We start from the raw sequence: 15131 nt of genomic DNA, 5'->3' as shown, positions 1-15131 counted from the left end.
CTCCCTTTTTTCAATATGTTGTGTTTGCTTTTGAGCTGATCAACGCCAGTCAAAGAAGCCCTCACCAGCGCGTTTCAGCAGGTTTGCAGCCATCTCGCGACCCAGTGCAGCACCATCTTCAACTGCACATGTCTCATCCGCTGCGATGGATTCGCTTCCGTCCGGGCGCAGAACTTCGCCACGTAGCCGCAGGGTGGAGCCGTCCAATTCAGCCAATGCTGCGATGGGCGTTTCGCAGGACCCATCCAGTGCCGCCAGGAACGCACGTTCTGCCGCCAAGCGCTGGCCGGTTTCTGCGTGGTGGAGAGCAGCCAGCAGTTCAGCGGTGGCACTGTCATCGCCACGACGTTCAATACCGATGGCACCCTGTGCAACGGCGGGCAACATATCTTCGACACTTACGGCAGTGGCGGGAACATCCTTCATGCCCAGCCGGTTCAGGCCGGCCATGGCAAGGAAGGTACAATCCGCAACGCCATCGCCCAGTTTTTTCAGCCGTGTCTGCACGTTGCCGCGGAACTCCACCACTTTCAGATCAGGGCGGCGGTTCAGCAGTTGTGCGCGGCGGCGCAGCGACGAGGTGCCAACCACGGCCCCGGCAGCGAGTTTAGCCAGAGACGAGTTGCCGGGTGAAACAAAGGCATCGCGTACGTCTTCGCGTGGCAGATAGGTATCTAGTAACAGCCCTTCGGGTTGGGCCACTGGCATGTCCTTCATCGAATGCACTGCGATGTCGATGGCACCCGACAGCAGATCCTCTTCGATCTCTTTGGTGAACAAACCTTTACCGCCCAGCTCTTTCAGCGGCTTGTCAGCTGCGATCAGGGCCTGATTGTCGCCTGTGGTCTTGATGATGACGATCTCAAACGCTGCTTCGGGCAAATCAAAGGCAGCGCCCAGACGGCGGCGGGTCTCGTAGGCTTGCGCCAGAGCAAGCGGTGAACCACGGGTGCCGATTTTGAGCGGTGAGGCGGGGGAGGGTAGCGTCAATGTCATGGCGTCAGCCTTAAAGTATTTTTGCATCCGGTGGAAACTGCTATTGCATCTGCCGCAGCCGATAGTCGTCTGCTTTGACATAGGACAAAGATAAGGTGCGATGGGAAAGCTTATTTCGCACCCATGGGGCAGGAGGCCGCGATTGGTGGGCTTTACCTTGACAAAGCGTCGTTAAAGCCTGACCTCAGGCATCAAGCGACAGATGAGGAATGACATGGCTGAGACGAAAACGCTGCTGAAAGCACTTGCGGGTGAACAACAAGACGTCCCACCGATCTGGATGATGCGCCAAGCTGGGCGGTACCTGCCCGAATATCGCGCCACCCGCGCGCAGGCCGGCGATTTTCTAAAGCTGTGTTATAATCCTGAGCTGGCCACCGAAGTGACCCTACAGCCGATCCGGCGTTACGGCTTTGACGCCGCGATTCTGTTTGCTGATATCCTGTTGGTACCACAGGCGCTGGGCGCAGATCTTTGGTTTGTCACAGGCGAGGGGCCGCGGCTGTCTACGGTGACCACGCAGGCCGATTTTGATAAGCTGGGTCCGGTTTCGGACATCCACGAGGTGCTGAACCCAATTTATGAGACGGTGAAACTGCTGTCGCGTGAATTGCCCAGTGAGACCACATTGATCGGTTTTGCGGGTGCGCCATGGACTGTAGCGACCTATATGATCGCTGGACGGGGAACTCCGGATCAGGGGCCTGCACATCTATTGCGGCAAGAGAATAACGCCCTGTTCGAAGCCCTGCTGGAGCGGATTACAGCTGCGACGATTGAATACCTGTCGATGCAAATCGAAGCGGGTGCTGAAGTGGTCAAGATCTTTGACAGCTGGGCAGGGTCATTGAAGGGGGATGCATTTCAGAAATACGCTCTGGAACCTGCACGGATGATCACAGCCGCATTAAAGGCGCGCCATCCCAGTGTCCCGATCATCGGGTTCCCGCGTGAAGCAGGTGATAAATACATTGGCTTTGCCAAGGCCACAGGCGTTGATTGTGTGGCGCTGGACAATTCGGTGTCTCCCGAGTGGGCCGCTGCCAATGTGCAGGTTGATGGCTGTGTGCAGGGCAATCTGGCCTCGCGTCACATGGTGACGGGTGGTCAGGATCTGGTGGATGAGACCCGAGCCATCGTAAAGGCGTTCAAGGGTGGCGCGCATATCTTTAACCTGGGGCATGGCATTACACCGGACGCAGATCCGGCCAACGTGCAGTTGATGATCGACACCGTACGCGAAGGTTGACCTGAAAGAGCGAGGGGCTAGCCCCTCGTGGGCTCCGCCCGCTCTCAGGCGAAACTGTCCGCTGGACAGCTTCCAAGATGCCTGCTCGCCCCCGGGATATTTCAGGCTAGATGAAAACGGATCAAATCAGCACTTTGCCTTGTTGTGAGGCGCAGTTTCAGGCATGAGCGCCCAATCAAATGCCAGTTGAAAGGGCGGTATCATGGATTACAGCAAGACAGGCGGCCCCCAGAAAAAGGGCACAAACGCGCCTCGGCACAAAGAACACAATGCCAAGGGAAGCAGTAAGAACCCGTTTGGACAGAGTGCAACCAAGGCTGAATTGCTGGCGCGAATGAAAGCAGCGGCTGAGGCCAAGAAACAGGGCTGAGCTCCTAGTGGGTCTTTGGGGCCAGTTCTGAAAGGATCTTGTCAGTATGTTGTCCGCGTGTAGGACTCGCTGGGGCAACCCAGTCGGGTTGACCAGAAAACCGAGGTGCTGGGGCGGCCTGTAGTGCGCCCTGTGCTTCGACCCAGGTGGCGCGGCTGTTCATTGGATGTGCCATGGCTTCTTCGGGGTTGAGCACCGGCGCAACACAGGCATCAGACCCATCAAACAGTGCTGCCCAGTGATCACGCGGCTGGCTGGCAAACATCCCGGTCAGCCGATCGCAGAGGGTGGTCCAGATGTTGCGGTCAAACTGGTGTTGAAAATCGGCGTCTTCGCTGAGGCCCATCAGGCGCAGGAACTCGGCATAGAACTTAGGCTCAAGGCATTGTACCGAGATAAAGCCGCCGTCGCCGCAGCGGTAGGTGCGGCTCCAATGTGGACCATCCAGCAGGTTCTGACCGCGGGTGACGCCAAAGTTTCCGGTTTGGCGCATGGTTAGCAGCAGGTTCATCATGTGGGCCGAGCCATCATAGATGGCGGCATCGACTATGCAGCCTTCACCGGTGGCTTTGGCTTTTAGGATGGCCGCCAGCATCCCAACCGCCAGATACATTGCTCCGCCACCAATATCACCAACAAGCGTGGCTGGTGTCAGGGGCACGTCGCCGGGGGCGGATCCATACCAGAGCGCGCCAGACAGCGAGATATAGTTGAGATCATGCCCGGCGGTGTGTGAGAGCGCGCTGTCCTGTCCCCAGCCGGTCATGCGGCCAAATACCAGCGCTGGGTTTGTGGCCAAACAAACATCTGGACCCAGCCCCAATTTCTCCATCACACCGGGGCGAAACCCTTCGATCAATCCATCTGCTGTTGCCACCAATGATTTGAAGGTTTCTATGTCGGCACTGTTTTTCAGGTCCAGTTCGATCGAACGCTTGCCGCGATCCAAGATGGAGTGTTCTGGCATCCCGGGCGTCACCGTGCCGCCCTTGCGATGGACGCAGATCACATCCGCCCCAAGATCGGCCAGCAACATGGCCGTAAACGGGCCAGGGCCCAGACCTTCAACTTCGACAATGCGGATACCGTTTAGCATCTAGTGGACCTTTCCTTTGGAATTTGCCGTTTTGCAGGCGGTCAGAATGATAAACCGCCACCAACAATCAGGGTCTGGCCGGAGACATAATTGCTTTCTGGAATGCAAAACAGATAGACCCCACCGGCAGCTTCTTCGACGGTGCCAGCCCGGCGCATTGGGATCATCGACTCTACTCCCTGAACAACCTTTTGCGGAATGCCGACACCAACCTGATTGCCGTCAACCGTGATCATTTCTTTCTCGGCGGTGGCTGCGGTCAGGCGGGTGGCAATCATGCCAAAGGCCACGGCGTTCACATTGACTTTGTAGCGTCCCCATTCCTTGGCCAGCGTTTTGGTAAGCCCCAGAACCCCAGCCTTGGCGGCTGCGTAGTTGGCCTGACCGGGATTGCCACCGGTGCCTGCTACGGATGAAATGTTGACCACCTTGCGGAAGACCTCGCGGCCCTCGGCGGCCTCTTGGGTCGCGGCTTCGGTGATGAAAGGCGTGGCTGCGCGCAGGATGCGGAACGGGGCTTTCAGGTGGACGTCCATCATTGCATCAAACTGTGCATCTGACATTTTCCCGATCAGCGCATCCCAAGTGTATCCTGCGTTGTTGACGATGATATCGACACCGCCAAAGCGATCGATACCGCCCTGAATGAAACTTTCGGCAAAGCCCTCAGCACTCACCGATCCAGCGACGGCAATGGCTTTGCCACCCATCTCCCTGATTTCAGCCACCACCGCATTGGCGGGGTCAGCATCCAGATCGTTGATCACCAGGTTGGCGCCATCTGCGGCCAGTTTTAACGCGATGGCACGTCCAATACCACGGCCTGCGCCAGTCACATAAGCGGTTTTATCCAAGAGCTTTGTCATTGTTTCAGTTCCTTATGCCTTGTCGGGTTATGCTATTGCGCCTGATACATGGTGACCACACAGGCGCCACCCAGTCCCAGGTTATGCTGTAGCGCGGTGCGTGCGCCTTCGACTTGGGTCAGTCCGGCTGAACCGCGTAATTGCCGGGTCAGTTCATAACACTGAGCCAACCCGGTGGCGCCCAGTGGGTGGCCCTTGGAGAGCAACCCGCCAGAAGGGTTGGTGACATACGTTCCACCATAGCTGTTATCGCCGTCTGCGATAAACTGGCTGGCACCGCCCTCAGCGCATAGACCCAGGCCTTCGTAGGTGATAATTTCGTTATGGGCGAAACAGTCATGTAGTTCGATGACGTCGACATCCTGCGCGCCAATGCCGGTTTGTTCGTATACTTGGGCAGCAGCAGCGGCGGTCATGTCGTAACCCACCAACCGCATCATGTCGTGGCTGTCAAAGGTGCTGGGTGTGTCAGTGGTCATCGCTTGACCGATGATTTGCACTGTGTTGTCCAACCCGTGGGCACGGGCATACCGATCGCTGACTACAATGGCGGCAGCGGCCCCACAGGTCGGCGGGCAGGCCATCAGACGGGTCATCACTCCCTCCCATATCATTGGCGCTTCCAGCACGTCCTCGGGGCTGAGCTCTTTTCTAAACAGGGCTAGCGGATTGTTCACCGCATGGCGACTGGCCTTGGCCCGGATGCGGGCCAGATCAGTCAGGGTTGATCCGTATTTCTCCATATGAGCTTTACCAGCACCGCCAAAGTAACGCAGCGCCAGAGGAATTTCGGGATGTCCAACCAAGGTATCTGTCTCGGCGTCAAAGGCATCAAATGGGCTCGGACGATCTGTCCAATGTGACCCCAGCGCACCGGGCTGCATCTGTTCAAACCCGAGTGCCAGAGCCACGTCAACTGCGCCGCTCTCAACCGCCTGGCGGGCCAGAAACAATGCGGTTGATCCCGTTGAGCAGTTGTTATTGACGTTGATGACCGGAATGCCGGTCATGCCAACCTTATAGATTACTGTCTGGCCACAGGTACTGTCTCCATAGGTATAGCCCGCATAGGCTTGCTGTACTGCATCATAGTTGATCCCGGCATCCGCCAGTGCATCATTGATCGCCGCTGCACCCATCTGTGGGTAAGGATCATTTTGCCCGGGTTTGACAAATTTGGTCATACCAACCCCGGCAACGACAGCTTTTTCACTCATGGCACATGGTCCTTTGGTACTCACAATATTTGTTCGGTACCCGGCCCGCACGGCGTGGAACTGTCAAGTTTCACCCCGCGTCGGGTTTGAATTACTCTGCGTCACGGTTTGTTTGGGTGCAGTGGCCCCAGCTTCGATCTGGCGGCGGAAAATACCCGGAGCGACACCTGTGCCATTTGTGAACACCCGGCTGAAATGCGCTGGATCAGAAAAACCTAGATCATAGGCGACCTCCGCCGCTGTCAGATTGGTATAGATCAGCAACCGCCGCGCCTCTCGCAGGACCCGGTCATTGACCAGCTGCGAGGCAGAGTGTCCGGTAGAGCGTTGCACGATACGGTTCAAATGGGTTGGTGAAACCGCCAGTTCGGCTGCGTAGTCAGCCAAACTGCGCCGTAATCGAAAATCCCGTTCCAGTAGTATTTCGAAACGCGCGAACAAGGGATTACTTTGGCCTTTTTCGCCGTTGTCCAAGGTTTGATCAATGCAACGTGCGACCCTTGCCAAAATCGCGCCTGCCAGTCCTCTGAGAACTTCAGTGCGGCCAAACCCCGGAACGTGATACTCTTCTTCAATTCCCTTGGTAAGGCTGTCCAGGTTTGGCGGTTGGGCTAGAACGACAGCGTTACTCAACGCAGCGCGCAGCCTATCACTGTTGGTGAGACAGTGGTCAAACAGATGTGAGGTCAGGGTTACGACCGTTCCCGCAGTGCCCGGAGCAAACTGAAATCCATGTACCACGCCGCGTGGTACGTTGACGATGCAGGGCGGCGGCAGTGCTAAGCTGCGCCCATCCAGTTCGACCTCGCCGCCGCCACCGGTGAGAAACAGCAGTTGGTGCAATCGCGCGTGTCGATGTGGCTTTAGCTCCCAGTTGTGCCGTTTGGAGCGCGCTCGGATGCTTTCAACATGCAGCTCGTCTTCCAGTTCAGATGTCTCACCAAACAGGCTGTAGCTTTGAATGTGACTTTTTGCGTTCATGTTCGAAATGTACAAGTAATTGCACGCTTGGTCTATTCGCAAAGCTGCACATGCGGGGCATGTTATGGTCTAGATCAAGAAAAGGGCGCGCGGATGTCAGTCATAAGAACACAAGTTGGAATCATCGGTGGCGGGCCGTCGGGCCTATTGTTGTCGCAACTGCTGCACCGCCGCGGGATCGATACAGTGGTTCTGGAGAAACACAGCCGCGATTATGTGCTGGGCCGTATTCGTGCGGGTGTTCTGGAGCACGGTTTTGCCAATCTAATGCGCGAGGCGGGCTGCGGTGACCGTATGGATGCCGAAGGTGAAATCCATGATGGTGTATACATCGCACATCAGGGGCGTATGGACCGCGTGGATCTGGCCAGGCACACTGGCGGTAATTCTGTGTTGGTCTATGGCCAGACCGAAGTGACGCGTGACCTGTATCAGGCACGCGCCGACATGGATGGAGTGGTGATTCACAATGCACGGGATGTGGCGTTGTTTGATCTCAAAAGCGCCGCACCCTATCTGACCTATGCCAAAGATGGCGCCACTCACCGCGTTGATTGCGACTACATAGTTGGTGCAGATGGGTTTCACGGGGCCAGCCGCAAGGCGATCCCTTCGGATGTTCTGCGAGAATACGAAAAGGTCTATCCCTTCGGGTGGTTGGGCGTCCTGTCTGAAACCAAGCCCGTGTCACCTGAGCTGATCTATGCCCGTCATGAACGCGGTTTTGCCCTGTGTTCAATGCGTAGTCAGCTGCTCAGCCGGTATTACATTCAGGTACCGATCACTGACACGGCTGCTCAATGGTCTGATGACGCTTTTTGGGCCGAGTTAAAAAGTCGACTACCGCAAGACGTGGCAGAAACACTGCAAACTGGCCCGTCAATTGAAAAATCCATTGCCCCATTGCGCAGTTTTGTAGCTGAACCAATGCGTTACGGTCAGCTATTTCTGGCTGGAGATGCCGCCCATATCGTGCCTCCTACCGGGGCCAAGGGATTGAACTCGGCGGCCTCAGACATTCACTATCTGTATCACGGTCTGGTTGATCATTATCTGAACGATGATGACGCAGGTCTGGACGCCTATTCGGAAAAAGCGCTGGCACGGGTGTGGAAAGCGCAACGGTTCTCGTGGTGGATGACCAATCTTTTGCACCGTTTTCCAGACAGCGAAGATGTTGACCAGCAATTGCAGCGCACCGATCTCGACTATCTTTTCTCGTCGGATGCCGCGCTGGCCTCTATGGCGGAAAACTATGTAGGCCTGCCTTACTGACCGCTTGCCTGGCATAGCTTAAGCAGAACCAGACATAGCAATCTGGTATAGCCAATTGGTCGTACGAGACTTGGCAGCGGTGTCGGGCTCCGGTTAGGAGTGGACGGCATCGCACGTACATCGGAGGGCCAGCCATGCATATGAGTGACCAAAAAGAGATCGCAGCAGATCCGGCCACGGTTTATGCAGCGCTGCTAAACCCCGAGATCCTGAAAGCCTGTGTGCCCGGCGCGAAAGAGGTGACCGGTTCCCCCAAGGAAGGGTTTGAGGCGACGGTGACGCAAAAAGTCGGCCCGGTGAAGGCGACGTTCAAAGGGCAGGTTACCCTGTCGGATCTGGTCGAGGGCGAAAAGCTGACCATCAGTGGTGAAGGCAAAGGTGGCGCGGCTGGCTTTGCCAAGGGCGGTGCTGAGGTAACACTGACAGCCAGCGAAACCGGCACATTACTGGCCTATGATGTTGAAGCCAAAGTTGGCGGCAAGCTGGCGCAATTGGGCAGTCGCTTGATTGATGGGTTTGCCAAAAAAATGGCGGATCAGTTCTTTACCAACCTGCAGAATACTTTGGCCCCGGAACAGGATGAAGAGGAGGGTGAAGCCTCTGACGCTGCTGAGGGTGAACAAAAAAAGAGTTGGTTAAAGAAAATCACAGCCCGCAGCTGACCCCTGCACAGATGCACATCTACCTGCGCGCTCCGTTTGTATATATCCCCTCTGGTCGCTGCCACGGGTGCAGGATAACGTAAACCAAACTGATCAGTTCAGAATGGGAGCGTCATGCCTGCTATCCTCACGATCCGCGACTTGCGGAAATCTTATGCAGACGGATTTGAAGCGCTGAAAAGCGTCAGCCTCGACATTGAAGAAGGCGAGATCCTGGCGCTGCTTGGCCCCAATGGGGCAGGCAAGACGACGCTGATTTCTACAGTTTGTGGTATCATCACCCCAACATCAGGCAGTGTAACCGTGGGTGGGCATGACATTCTTGATGACTTTCGTGCGGCGCGGTCGTTGATCGGACTGGTGCCACAAGAAATCAATCTGGAGCCGTTTGAAACGGTTTGGAACACGGTGCGGTTCTCACGCGGATTGTTTGGCAAGTCACGCAATGACGCACTGCTTGAGGATATTCTTCGCAAGCTTTCGCTGTGGGATAAGCGCAAAAACCGGATCATGGAGCTGTCCGGTGGCATGAAGCGCCGGGTCTTGATCGCCAAAGCGCTCAGCCATGAGCCTCGTGTGCTGTTTCTTGATGAACCCACCGCTGGGGTGGATGTTGAGCTGCGCAAAGACATGTGGGAGATCGTTGCTGAGCTAAAGGCCTCTGGCGTGACGATCATCCTCACCACCCATTACATCGAAGAGGCAGAAGCCATTGCTGATCGGGTTGGGGTGATTGCCGAGGGCAAGTTGATGTTGGTCGAGGAAAAGGCGCAACTCATGGCCCGTATGGGGCAAAAGCAACTGGAGGTGCAGCTAACTGAACCCGTGGCGGTACTGCCCGACGCACTGGCGCATCATGATTTGCAGTTGGTGAATGGTGGTGGTGCACTGGTCTATACCTATGACACCCGCGGTGAACGCACTGGCATCACCGCACTGTTGAATGATGTCGCACAGGCTGGTCTTGTGCTGGCAGATGTCCAGACCCGTCAATCCAGCCTCGAAGACATTTTTGTCGGCCTTGTATCCGGAGAAACCGCATGAACTGGACCGCTATCGCCGCCATTTACCGATTTGAAATGGCGCGTTTCTTCCGCACCCTCACGCAGAGTTTCCTATCGCCTGTATTGTCGACCTCTTTGTATTTCGTTGTGTTTGGCGCTGCCATTGGCAGTCGAATTGATCAAGTCGAAGGCATTGATTATGGCGCCTTTATTGTGCCGGGTTTGATCATGCTGAGTGTGATGACGCAGGCGATTTCGAATGCTTCGTTTGGAATCTATTTCCCGAAATTTATAGGGACCATTTACGAGTTGCTGTCGGCACCTGTGAATTTTCTTGAGATCGTGCTTGGCTATGTGGGAGCAGCTGCAACCAAAGCGTTGTTTATTGGGGTGGTGATTCTGGCGACAGCCTCGCTGTTTGTGGATCTGCCCATTGCTCACCCATTTGCAATGATCCTGTTCATGCTGCTGACGTGCCTCAGCTTTGCGTTATTGGGGTTCATCATCGGTATATGGGCCGGCAATTTTGAACAGCTGCAGTTGATCCCACTGATGGTTGTGACGCCTTTGGTCTTCCTGGGTGGGTCGTTCTATTCAATCTCGATGCTGCCGCCGATCTGGCAAAAAATTACTCTGTTTAATCCGGTGGTCTATTTGATCTCTGGTTTTCGCTGGGCATTCTTTGACACGGCTGATGTACCGGTCACGCTAAGTTTGCTGGCCATTGGTGGTTTTACTGTTGCCTGTATTGCGGTGATTTGGTGGATTTTCAAAACTGGCTGGCGCATTCGCTCGTAACGGGCTGAAAAGTAGCGTGATCAGGAGGTGACTGGAGGCGGATGTGGTGTTCGTATTGTGATCGCGAGAGCGTTGCAATTTTACCCACCTGTCTACTGTTTTTTCACGTCGTAACGTTTTGCAACCGGCCCGTGCCTTGTTTCGGGCGGGGGGGCAATCTACATCGGCTGGATGACCCTGAATATACCCTTTTTGAAGAAGCCTCCTTTGGTGGCGGTTGTGCGTCTTGCTGGCGCGATTGGCATGCCCGGACGTGGTGCGCTAAGTGACGCGGGTTTGGCCCCCGTTTTGGAGCGCGCTTTTCGCAAAGGTAAGCCTGCTGCGATTGCCCTGGAGATCAATTCTCCGGGTGGATCACCTGTACAAAGCTCTCTGATTGGTGCCCGCATCCGCCGTCTGGCTGACGAATTGGACGTGCCGGTCTATGCGTTTGTTGAGGATGTAGCCGCATCAGGTGGCTACTGGCTGGCGGCAGCGGCGGATGAGATCTGGGCGGATGAAAGCTCGGTTCTGGGGTCCATTGGGGTAATATCTGCCGGGTTTGGAGCACATGAATTGCTCGCCCGCCAAGGGGTTGAGCGACGCGTTTATACGGCGGGCGAAAGCAAATCGATGCTGGATCCATTCCAGCCGGAAAATGATGAAGATGTCGCGCGGCTGAAAACTCTGCTCGGAGATATCCATCAGAATTTCATTGATCATGTGACGACGCGACGTGGCGCTAAGCTAAGCGAAGAGCAAAACCTGTTCACTGGTGAGATCTGGCTAGCACGGCGTGCCAGTGAATTGGGGCTGATTGAGGGCGTCGCCCATATAAAGCCAAAGATGCAGGAGCTGTTTGGCAAGAAAGTCCGCTTTCGCCGCTATGGGATGAAGAAACCGTTCTTGTCCCGGATTGGCGTGCAACTGGCACAGGACGCGTTGGGCGGAGTTGAGGAGCGTGCTGCTTTTGCACGCTTTGGGCTCTGAGGTGATTTTTAAAATTGTATCCTTGTTTCTGGTCGCAATGGCGGTGCTGGCGATGTTCGGAAAACTGAAGTTTCCCGGGCAAAAGAAACTGGAGTCGGCCCGTTGTCCACATTGTGGACGTTTCAAAATTGGCAAGGGCCCCTGTGCCTGTGGAAAAGGGCGACGCGGATGATGATGCCATGGCTATTTTTGGCGCTGGGTCTGGTGATCTTGCTGCTGGCGGGGGATGCCCTGGTGCGCGGTGCGGTGAACCTCAGTCTTCGGCTTGGGGTGCCTGCACTGATTGTCAGCCTCACCATTGTTGCCTTTGGAACCTCCGCGCCTGAGCTGCTGATTGCCATTCAGGCCGTATTAGAAGACGTTCCAAGCATTGCCCTTGGGAATGTGGTCGGGTCGAACACCGCTAATATTCTGCTGGTTTTGGGCGTTCCAGCCATTATGACCAGCCTTCACACTAGCGAATGTGACACCCGCAAGAACTATATCTACATGCTGGGTGCTACTGTATTGTTCATCGCACTTGCATTTTGCGGCGTATTTACACTCTGGTCCGGGCTGGTTCTGCTGGCTGCTCTGGCCTTCGTGCTTGGCTCAGCCTTCAGCGAAGCGCGCGCGCATCGCCGGTGTGGCTGCGAAGGTGACGATGACCTGGAGGACATCGACGAGGCCGATCCTAATATGCCGTACTGGCGCATAGGCGTTTACTTGGTGTTGGGCTTGATTGGCCTGCCTTTGGGCGCAGATTTGTTGGTTGATAACGGGACCGAGATCGCCCGTACTTATCATGTCAGCGAGCGGGTGATCGGTTTGACGCTAATCGCTATCGGCACCTCGTTGCCAGAGCTTGCAACTACGGTGATGGCGGCTCTGCGCCGACAGGCCGACGTGGCTTTGGGCAATGTCATCGGTTCGAACATGTTCAACCTGCTTGCCATCGTCGGGGTCGCTACATTTATTGGTCCTATCCCAGTAAAGCCGACATTCTTGCTGTTCGATCTTTGGGTGATGCTGGCTGCTTCTCTCTTGCTGGTGCCGTTTGTGTTCTTCAAGCAAGATATTACTCGCACATGGGGTGTTGTTTTGACGGGGTTATATCTGGCCTATATGGTCGCGGTTTTGTAACACAACCAGTACAAGCACATCTCTGTGCGATGATAGTTCTATGCTGGTTGTTATGCGTTAACCCTTGGTTGCGTTTTGTCGCTACCACTGCAGTTCATCCTAGGGCAACGATATCGCATCGTTAACTGATCTGCGACCTTCTCCGCCCTTGGCTTCAAGGGGCACTGATTTGCCCGCCAAGGGCCATTTCTGGCGGTTGCATTTACGGATGTGACCTAGGCTGAATACCACGTTTAAGCACCGCCAATTCCATAAAGTGCGACAAGTTGTGCACTGGGAAAAATTACGTCATAAACTTGTAATAAAAATGTATTTGATTTCAACGTGTTGTGGATTTTCAGAAAAAGTACCGTTTAAATTCAAAGTCTTATCAATTTGCCTAAAAAACAGGCAACTCCGAAAATGTCGATGTTTCCAGTTATAAACAGCAGATAGCCAAAAGATATCTCCACAGTTATCCACAGCTTCGGTGGATTTGTTTTTGCTTGCTCCTGAGGCTTACACGTTGCAGCTCGAGGCGGGGAATCATATCTTCGGTAACATGACTGATTTGCCCCCAGAAAAGCCCGCCGTGCCGCCAACCGGTTATGCCGTAGTGCAGGACTATCTTAAGACACTTGATGGCTCTCCTGGGGTGTACCGTATGCTGGATGCAGAGAACCGGGTTCTCTACGTTGGCAAGGCGCGCAATCTGCGGGCGCGGGTGTCCAACTACAGTCGTCCGGGCCACACTCAGCGTATCGAACGGATGATCGCGCTGACGACGTCGATGATGTTCCTGACCACGCGGACAGAAACAGAGGCTTTGCTACTCGAACAAAACCTGATCAAGCAGCTAAAACCAAAATACAACGTGCTGCTACGTGACGACAAAAGTTTCCCCAATATTCTGCTGGATAAGTCGCACGACTACCCACAGATCAAAAAGCACCGGGGCGCGCGTAAGGCAAAGGGGGCCTACTTTGGGCCATTTGCCAGCGCCAGTGCAGTGACGCGAACTCTGAACCAGATGCAAAAGGCATTTTTGCTGCGCAACTGTTCAAATGCAATGTTCGAGGGGCGAAGCCGTCCCTGTCTGCAATACCAGATCAAACGTTGTTCGGCACCCTGTACAGGTGAAATCAGCCAAGAAGACTACGCCGCCAGCGTATACGACGCGGAACGGTTCCTGTCTGGGCGCTCTACCAAAATACAAGAAGAACTGGCCGAACTGATGATGGCCGCGTCGGAGGCCCTGGAGTTTGAACGCGCCGCGGCGCTACGTGACCGGATCAAGGCATTGACTCAGGTGCAGACAGCGCAGGGCATCAACCCGCGCGGGGTGGCCGAGGCGGACGTGATCGGGCTGCACATAGAGGCCGGGCAGGCCTGCGTGCAGGTGTTCTTCATCCGCGCCAACCAAAACTGGGGCAATCAGGATTTTTATCCCCGTATTGGCGCCGATGTAACTGCTGCCGAGGTGATGGAGGCCTTTATTGGCCAGTTTTACGACAACAAGCTGCCGCCGCGCCAGCTGATCCTGTCTGACGCCATAGAGCATGATGACCTGATGACCGAGGCGCTCAGCAGTAAAACTTCTCACCGGGTCGAAATTCTTGTTCCTCAACGCGGCGAGAAGGCGGAACTGGTCGCGGGCGCCACTCGTAACGCGCGCGAATCTCTGGCGCGTAAGATGTCGGAAAGTGCGACACAGGCCAGGTTGCTGCGTGGACTGGCTGAGGCCTTTGGGCTGGACGGTCCACCGCAGCGGATCGAAGTCTATGACAACTCACATATCCAGGGCACCAATGCCGTTGGCGGCATGATTGTGGCTGGTCCTGACGGGTTTATGAAAAACGCCTACCGCAAGTTCAATATCAAAGGCGATGATCTGGTTCCGGGTGATGACTTTGGCATGATGAAAGAAGTGCTGCACCGGCGGTTTTCTAGGTTGCAAAAGGAAGACCCGGACCGCAGCAAAGGCCATTGGCCGGATTTGTTGCTGATTGACGGCGGCGCCGGGCAGGTCTCGGCCGTGGCCCAGATCATGGATGAACACGGTGTTGGTGATATTCCGATGGTTGGCGTTGCCAAGGGGGTTGATCGTGACCACGGCAAGGAAGAGTTCCACCGTACGGGGAAACGCCCGTTTGCGCTGCAACGCAACGACCCGGTGTTGTATTTTGTCCAGCGCATGCGGGACGAGGCTCACCGTTTTGCCATAGGCACCCACCGGGCCAAGCGGGCCAAGGCCATTGGCGCAACACCACTGGATGAAGTTCCCGGCGTTGGCGCCAGCCGCAAGAGGGCCTTACTGGCGCATTTCGGCAGCGCCAAAGCAGTGAGCCGTGCCAATCTGGCGGACCTCAAGGCGGTTTCGGGCGTCTCTGGTGCGCTGGCACAAAGAATATATGACTTTTTCCAGGATAGATGACGCGACAAAGGTCTGCGTTCCAGTGCAACCCCTTGTTCATCTAGCTAAAAATATCCCCGCCGGAGGCATCTATTCTTAACAGGCAGATTTTACCTGCATCGCCTTTCCACCCG

14 protein-coding genes are annotated in these 15131 nt (G+C 55.4%); 9 read left to right on the top strand and 5 right to left on the bottom strand.

Annotated features, from left to right (window positions below; translation table 11 throughout):
* Positions 1 to 39 precede the first annotated feature (39 nt).
* A complete protein-coding gene (hemC, locus tag GO984_RS05055) occupies positions 40 to 996 on the bottom strand; it encodes a hydroxymethylbilane synthase (protein ID WP_157021470.1) in 957 nt (318 codons plus the stop codon).
* A 214-nt stretch (positions 997 to 1210) separates the two neighbouring features.
* On the opposite strand from hemC, the gene hemE reads away from it, so the two are divergent.
* A complete protein-coding gene (gene hemE, locus GO984_RS05050; protein ID WP_157021469.1) occupies positions 1211 to 2245 on the top strand; it encodes a uroporphyrinogen decarboxylase in 1035 nt (344 codons plus the stop codon).
* Positions 2246 to 2447: 202 nt separating this feature from the next.
* Positions 2448 to 2615, top strand: a complete 168-nt coding sequence (locus GO984_RS23335; protein ID WP_167740227.1) for a hypothetical protein — start codon at positions 2448 to 2450, stop codon at positions 2613 to 2615.
* Between the two features lie 4 nt (positions 2616 to 2619).
* Here the strand turns inward: GO984_RS23335 and GO984_RS05045 are convergent, their stop codons facing one another.
* The 4 genes from GO984_RS05045 to GO984_RS05030 all read right to left on the bottom strand — a co-directional run bounded on the left by GO984_RS05045 (position 2620) and on the right by GO984_RS05030 (position 6775).
* On the bottom strand, positions 2620 to 3711 hold the full coding sequence (locus GO984_RS05045; RefSeq protein ID WP_157021468.1) for a CaiB/BaiF CoA transferase family protein: 1092 nt from the start codon (positions 3709 to 3711) through the stop codon (positions 2620 to 2622).
* 41 nt (positions 3712 to 3752) lie between these two features.
* Complete coding sequence (locus GO984_RS05040) at positions 3753 to 4577, bottom strand: SDR family NAD(P)-dependent oxidoreductase (protein WP_157021467.1); 825 nt, start codon at positions 4575 to 4577, stop codon at positions 3753 to 3755.
* Between the two features lie 32 nt (positions 4578 to 4609).
* Positions 4610 to 5794, bottom strand: a complete 1185-nt coding sequence (locus tag GO984_RS05035; protein ID WP_157021466.1) for a lipid-transfer protein — start codon at positions 5792 to 5794, stop codon at positions 4610 to 4612.
* A gap of 63 nt (positions 5795 to 5857) precedes the next feature.
* Complete coding sequence (locus GO984_RS05030) at positions 5858 to 6775, bottom strand: helix-turn-helix domain-containing protein (RefSeq protein ID WP_157021465.1); 918 nt, start codon at positions 6773 to 6775, stop codon at positions 5858 to 5860.
* Positions 6776 to 6868: 93 nt separating this feature from the next.
* On the opposite strand from GO984_RS05030, the gene pobA reads away from it, so the two are divergent.
* The 7 genes from pobA (at position 6869) to uvrC (ending at position 15018) form a co-directional block, all read left to right on the top strand.
* Positions 6869 to 8050, top strand: coding sequence for a 4-hydroxybenzoate 3-monooxygenase (pobA, locus tag GO984_RS05025; RefSeq protein ID WP_157021464.1), 1182 nt, complete (start codon positions 6869 to 6871; stop codon positions 8048 to 8050).
* A 134-nt stretch (positions 8051 to 8184) separates the two neighbouring features.
* Positions 8185 to 8712, top strand: coding sequence for an SRPBCC family protein (locus GO984_RS05020; RefSeq protein ID WP_157021463.1), 528 nt, complete (start codon positions 8185 to 8187; stop codon positions 8710 to 8712).
* A gap of 114 nt (positions 8713 to 8826) precedes the next feature.
* Positions 8827 to 9756, top strand: coding sequence for an ABC transporter ATP-binding protein (locus GO984_RS05015; protein ID WP_157021462.1), 930 nt, complete (start codon positions 8827 to 8829; stop codon positions 9754 to 9756).
* Positions 9753 to 10514: an ABC transporter permease gene (locus GO984_RS05010; protein ID WP_157021461.1), complete on the top strand. Its 762-nt coding sequence runs from the start codon at positions 9753 to 9755 to the stop codon at positions 10512 to 10514. Before GO984_RS05015 ends, GO984_RS05010 begins: the two co-directional genes overlap by 4 nt.
* Positions 10515 to 10685: 171 nt before the next feature.
* Positions 10686 to 11483: a S49 family peptidase gene (locus GO984_RS05005; RefSeq protein ID WP_157021460.1), complete on the top strand. Its 798-nt coding sequence runs from the start codon at positions 10686 to 10688 to the stop codon at positions 11481 to 11483.
* Positions 11484 to 11654: 171 nt separating this feature from the next.
* On the top strand, positions 11655 to 12605 hold the full coding sequence (locus tag GO984_RS04995; RefSeq protein ID WP_157021847.1) for a calcium/sodium antiporter: 951 nt from the start codon (positions 11655 to 11657) through the stop codon (positions 12603 to 12605).
* Positions 12606 to 13146: 541 nt separating this feature from the next.
* Positions 13147 to 15018, top strand: a complete 1872-nt coding sequence (uvrC, locus tag GO984_RS04990; protein WP_157021458.1) for an excinuclease ABC subunit UvrC — start codon at positions 13147 to 13149, stop codon at positions 15016 to 15018.
* Positions 15019 to 15131 lie beyond the last annotated feature (113 nt).

Origin of the sequence: Parasedimentitalea huanghaiensis, assembly GCF_009753675.1 — a bacterium.
Lineage (GTDB): Bacteria > Pseudomonadota > Alphaproteobacteria > Rhodobacterales > Rhodobacteraceae > Parasedimentitalea > Parasedimentitalea huanghaiensis.
The sequence above is the reverse complement of the archived record's forward strand: the minus strand, read 5'-3'. Positions and strand labels throughout refer to the sequence as shown.

Bases quoted from the DNA above. Each gene is read 5' to 3' on its own strand.
- hemC (WP_157021470.1), bottom strand. From the start codon at position 996: ATGACATTGACGCTACCCTCCCCCGCCTCACCGCTCAAAATCGGCACC.
- hemE (WP_157021469.1), top strand. From the start codon at position 1,211: ATGGCTGAGACGAAAACGCTGCTGAAAGCACTTGCGGGTGAACAACAA.
- GO984_RS23335 (WP_167740227.1), top strand. From the start codon at position 2,448: ATGGATTACAGCAAGACAGGCGGCCCCCAGAAAAAGGGCACAAACGCG.
- GO984_RS05045 (WP_157021468.1), bottom strand. From the start codon at position 3,711: ATGCTAAACGGTATCCGCATTGTCGAAGTTGAAGGTCTGGGCCCTGGC.
- GO984_RS05040 (WP_157021467.1), bottom strand. From the start codon at position 4,577: ATGACAAAGCTCTTGGATAAAACCGCTTATGTGACTGGCGCAGGCCGT.
- GO984_RS05035 (WP_157021466.1), bottom strand. From the start codon at position 5,794: ATGAGTGAAAAAGCTGTCGTTGCCGGGGTTGGTATGACCAAATTTGTC.
- GO984_RS05030 (WP_157021465.1), bottom strand. From the start codon at position 6,775: ATGAACGCAAAAAGTCACATTCAAAGCTACAGCCTGTTTGGTGAGACA.
- pobA (WP_157021464.1), top strand. From the start codon at position 6,869: ATGTCAGTCATAAGAACACAAGTTGGAATCATCGGTGGCGGGCCGTCG.
- GO984_RS05020 (WP_157021463.1), top strand. From the start codon at position 8,185: ATGCATATGAGTGACCAAAAAGAGATCGCAGCAGATCCGGCCACGGTT.
- GO984_RS05015 (WP_157021462.1), top strand. From the start codon at position 8,827: ATGCCTGCTATCCTCACGATCCGCGACTTGCGGAAATCTTATGCAGAC.
- GO984_RS05010 (WP_157021461.1), top strand. From the start codon at position 9,753: ATGAACTGGACCGCTATCGCCGCCATTTACCGATTTGAAATGGCGCGT.
- GO984_RS05005 (WP_157021460.1), top strand. From the start codon at position 10,686: ATGACCCTGAATATACCCTTTTTGAAGAAGCCTCCTTTGGTGGCGGTT.
- GO984_RS04995 (WP_157021847.1), top strand. From the start codon at position 11,655: ATGATGCCATGGCTATTTTTGGCGCTGGGTCTGGTGATCTTGCTGCTG.
- uvrC (WP_157021458.1), top strand. From the start codon at position 13,147: ATGACTGATTTGCCCCCAGAAAAGCCCGCCGTGCCGCCAACCGGTTAT.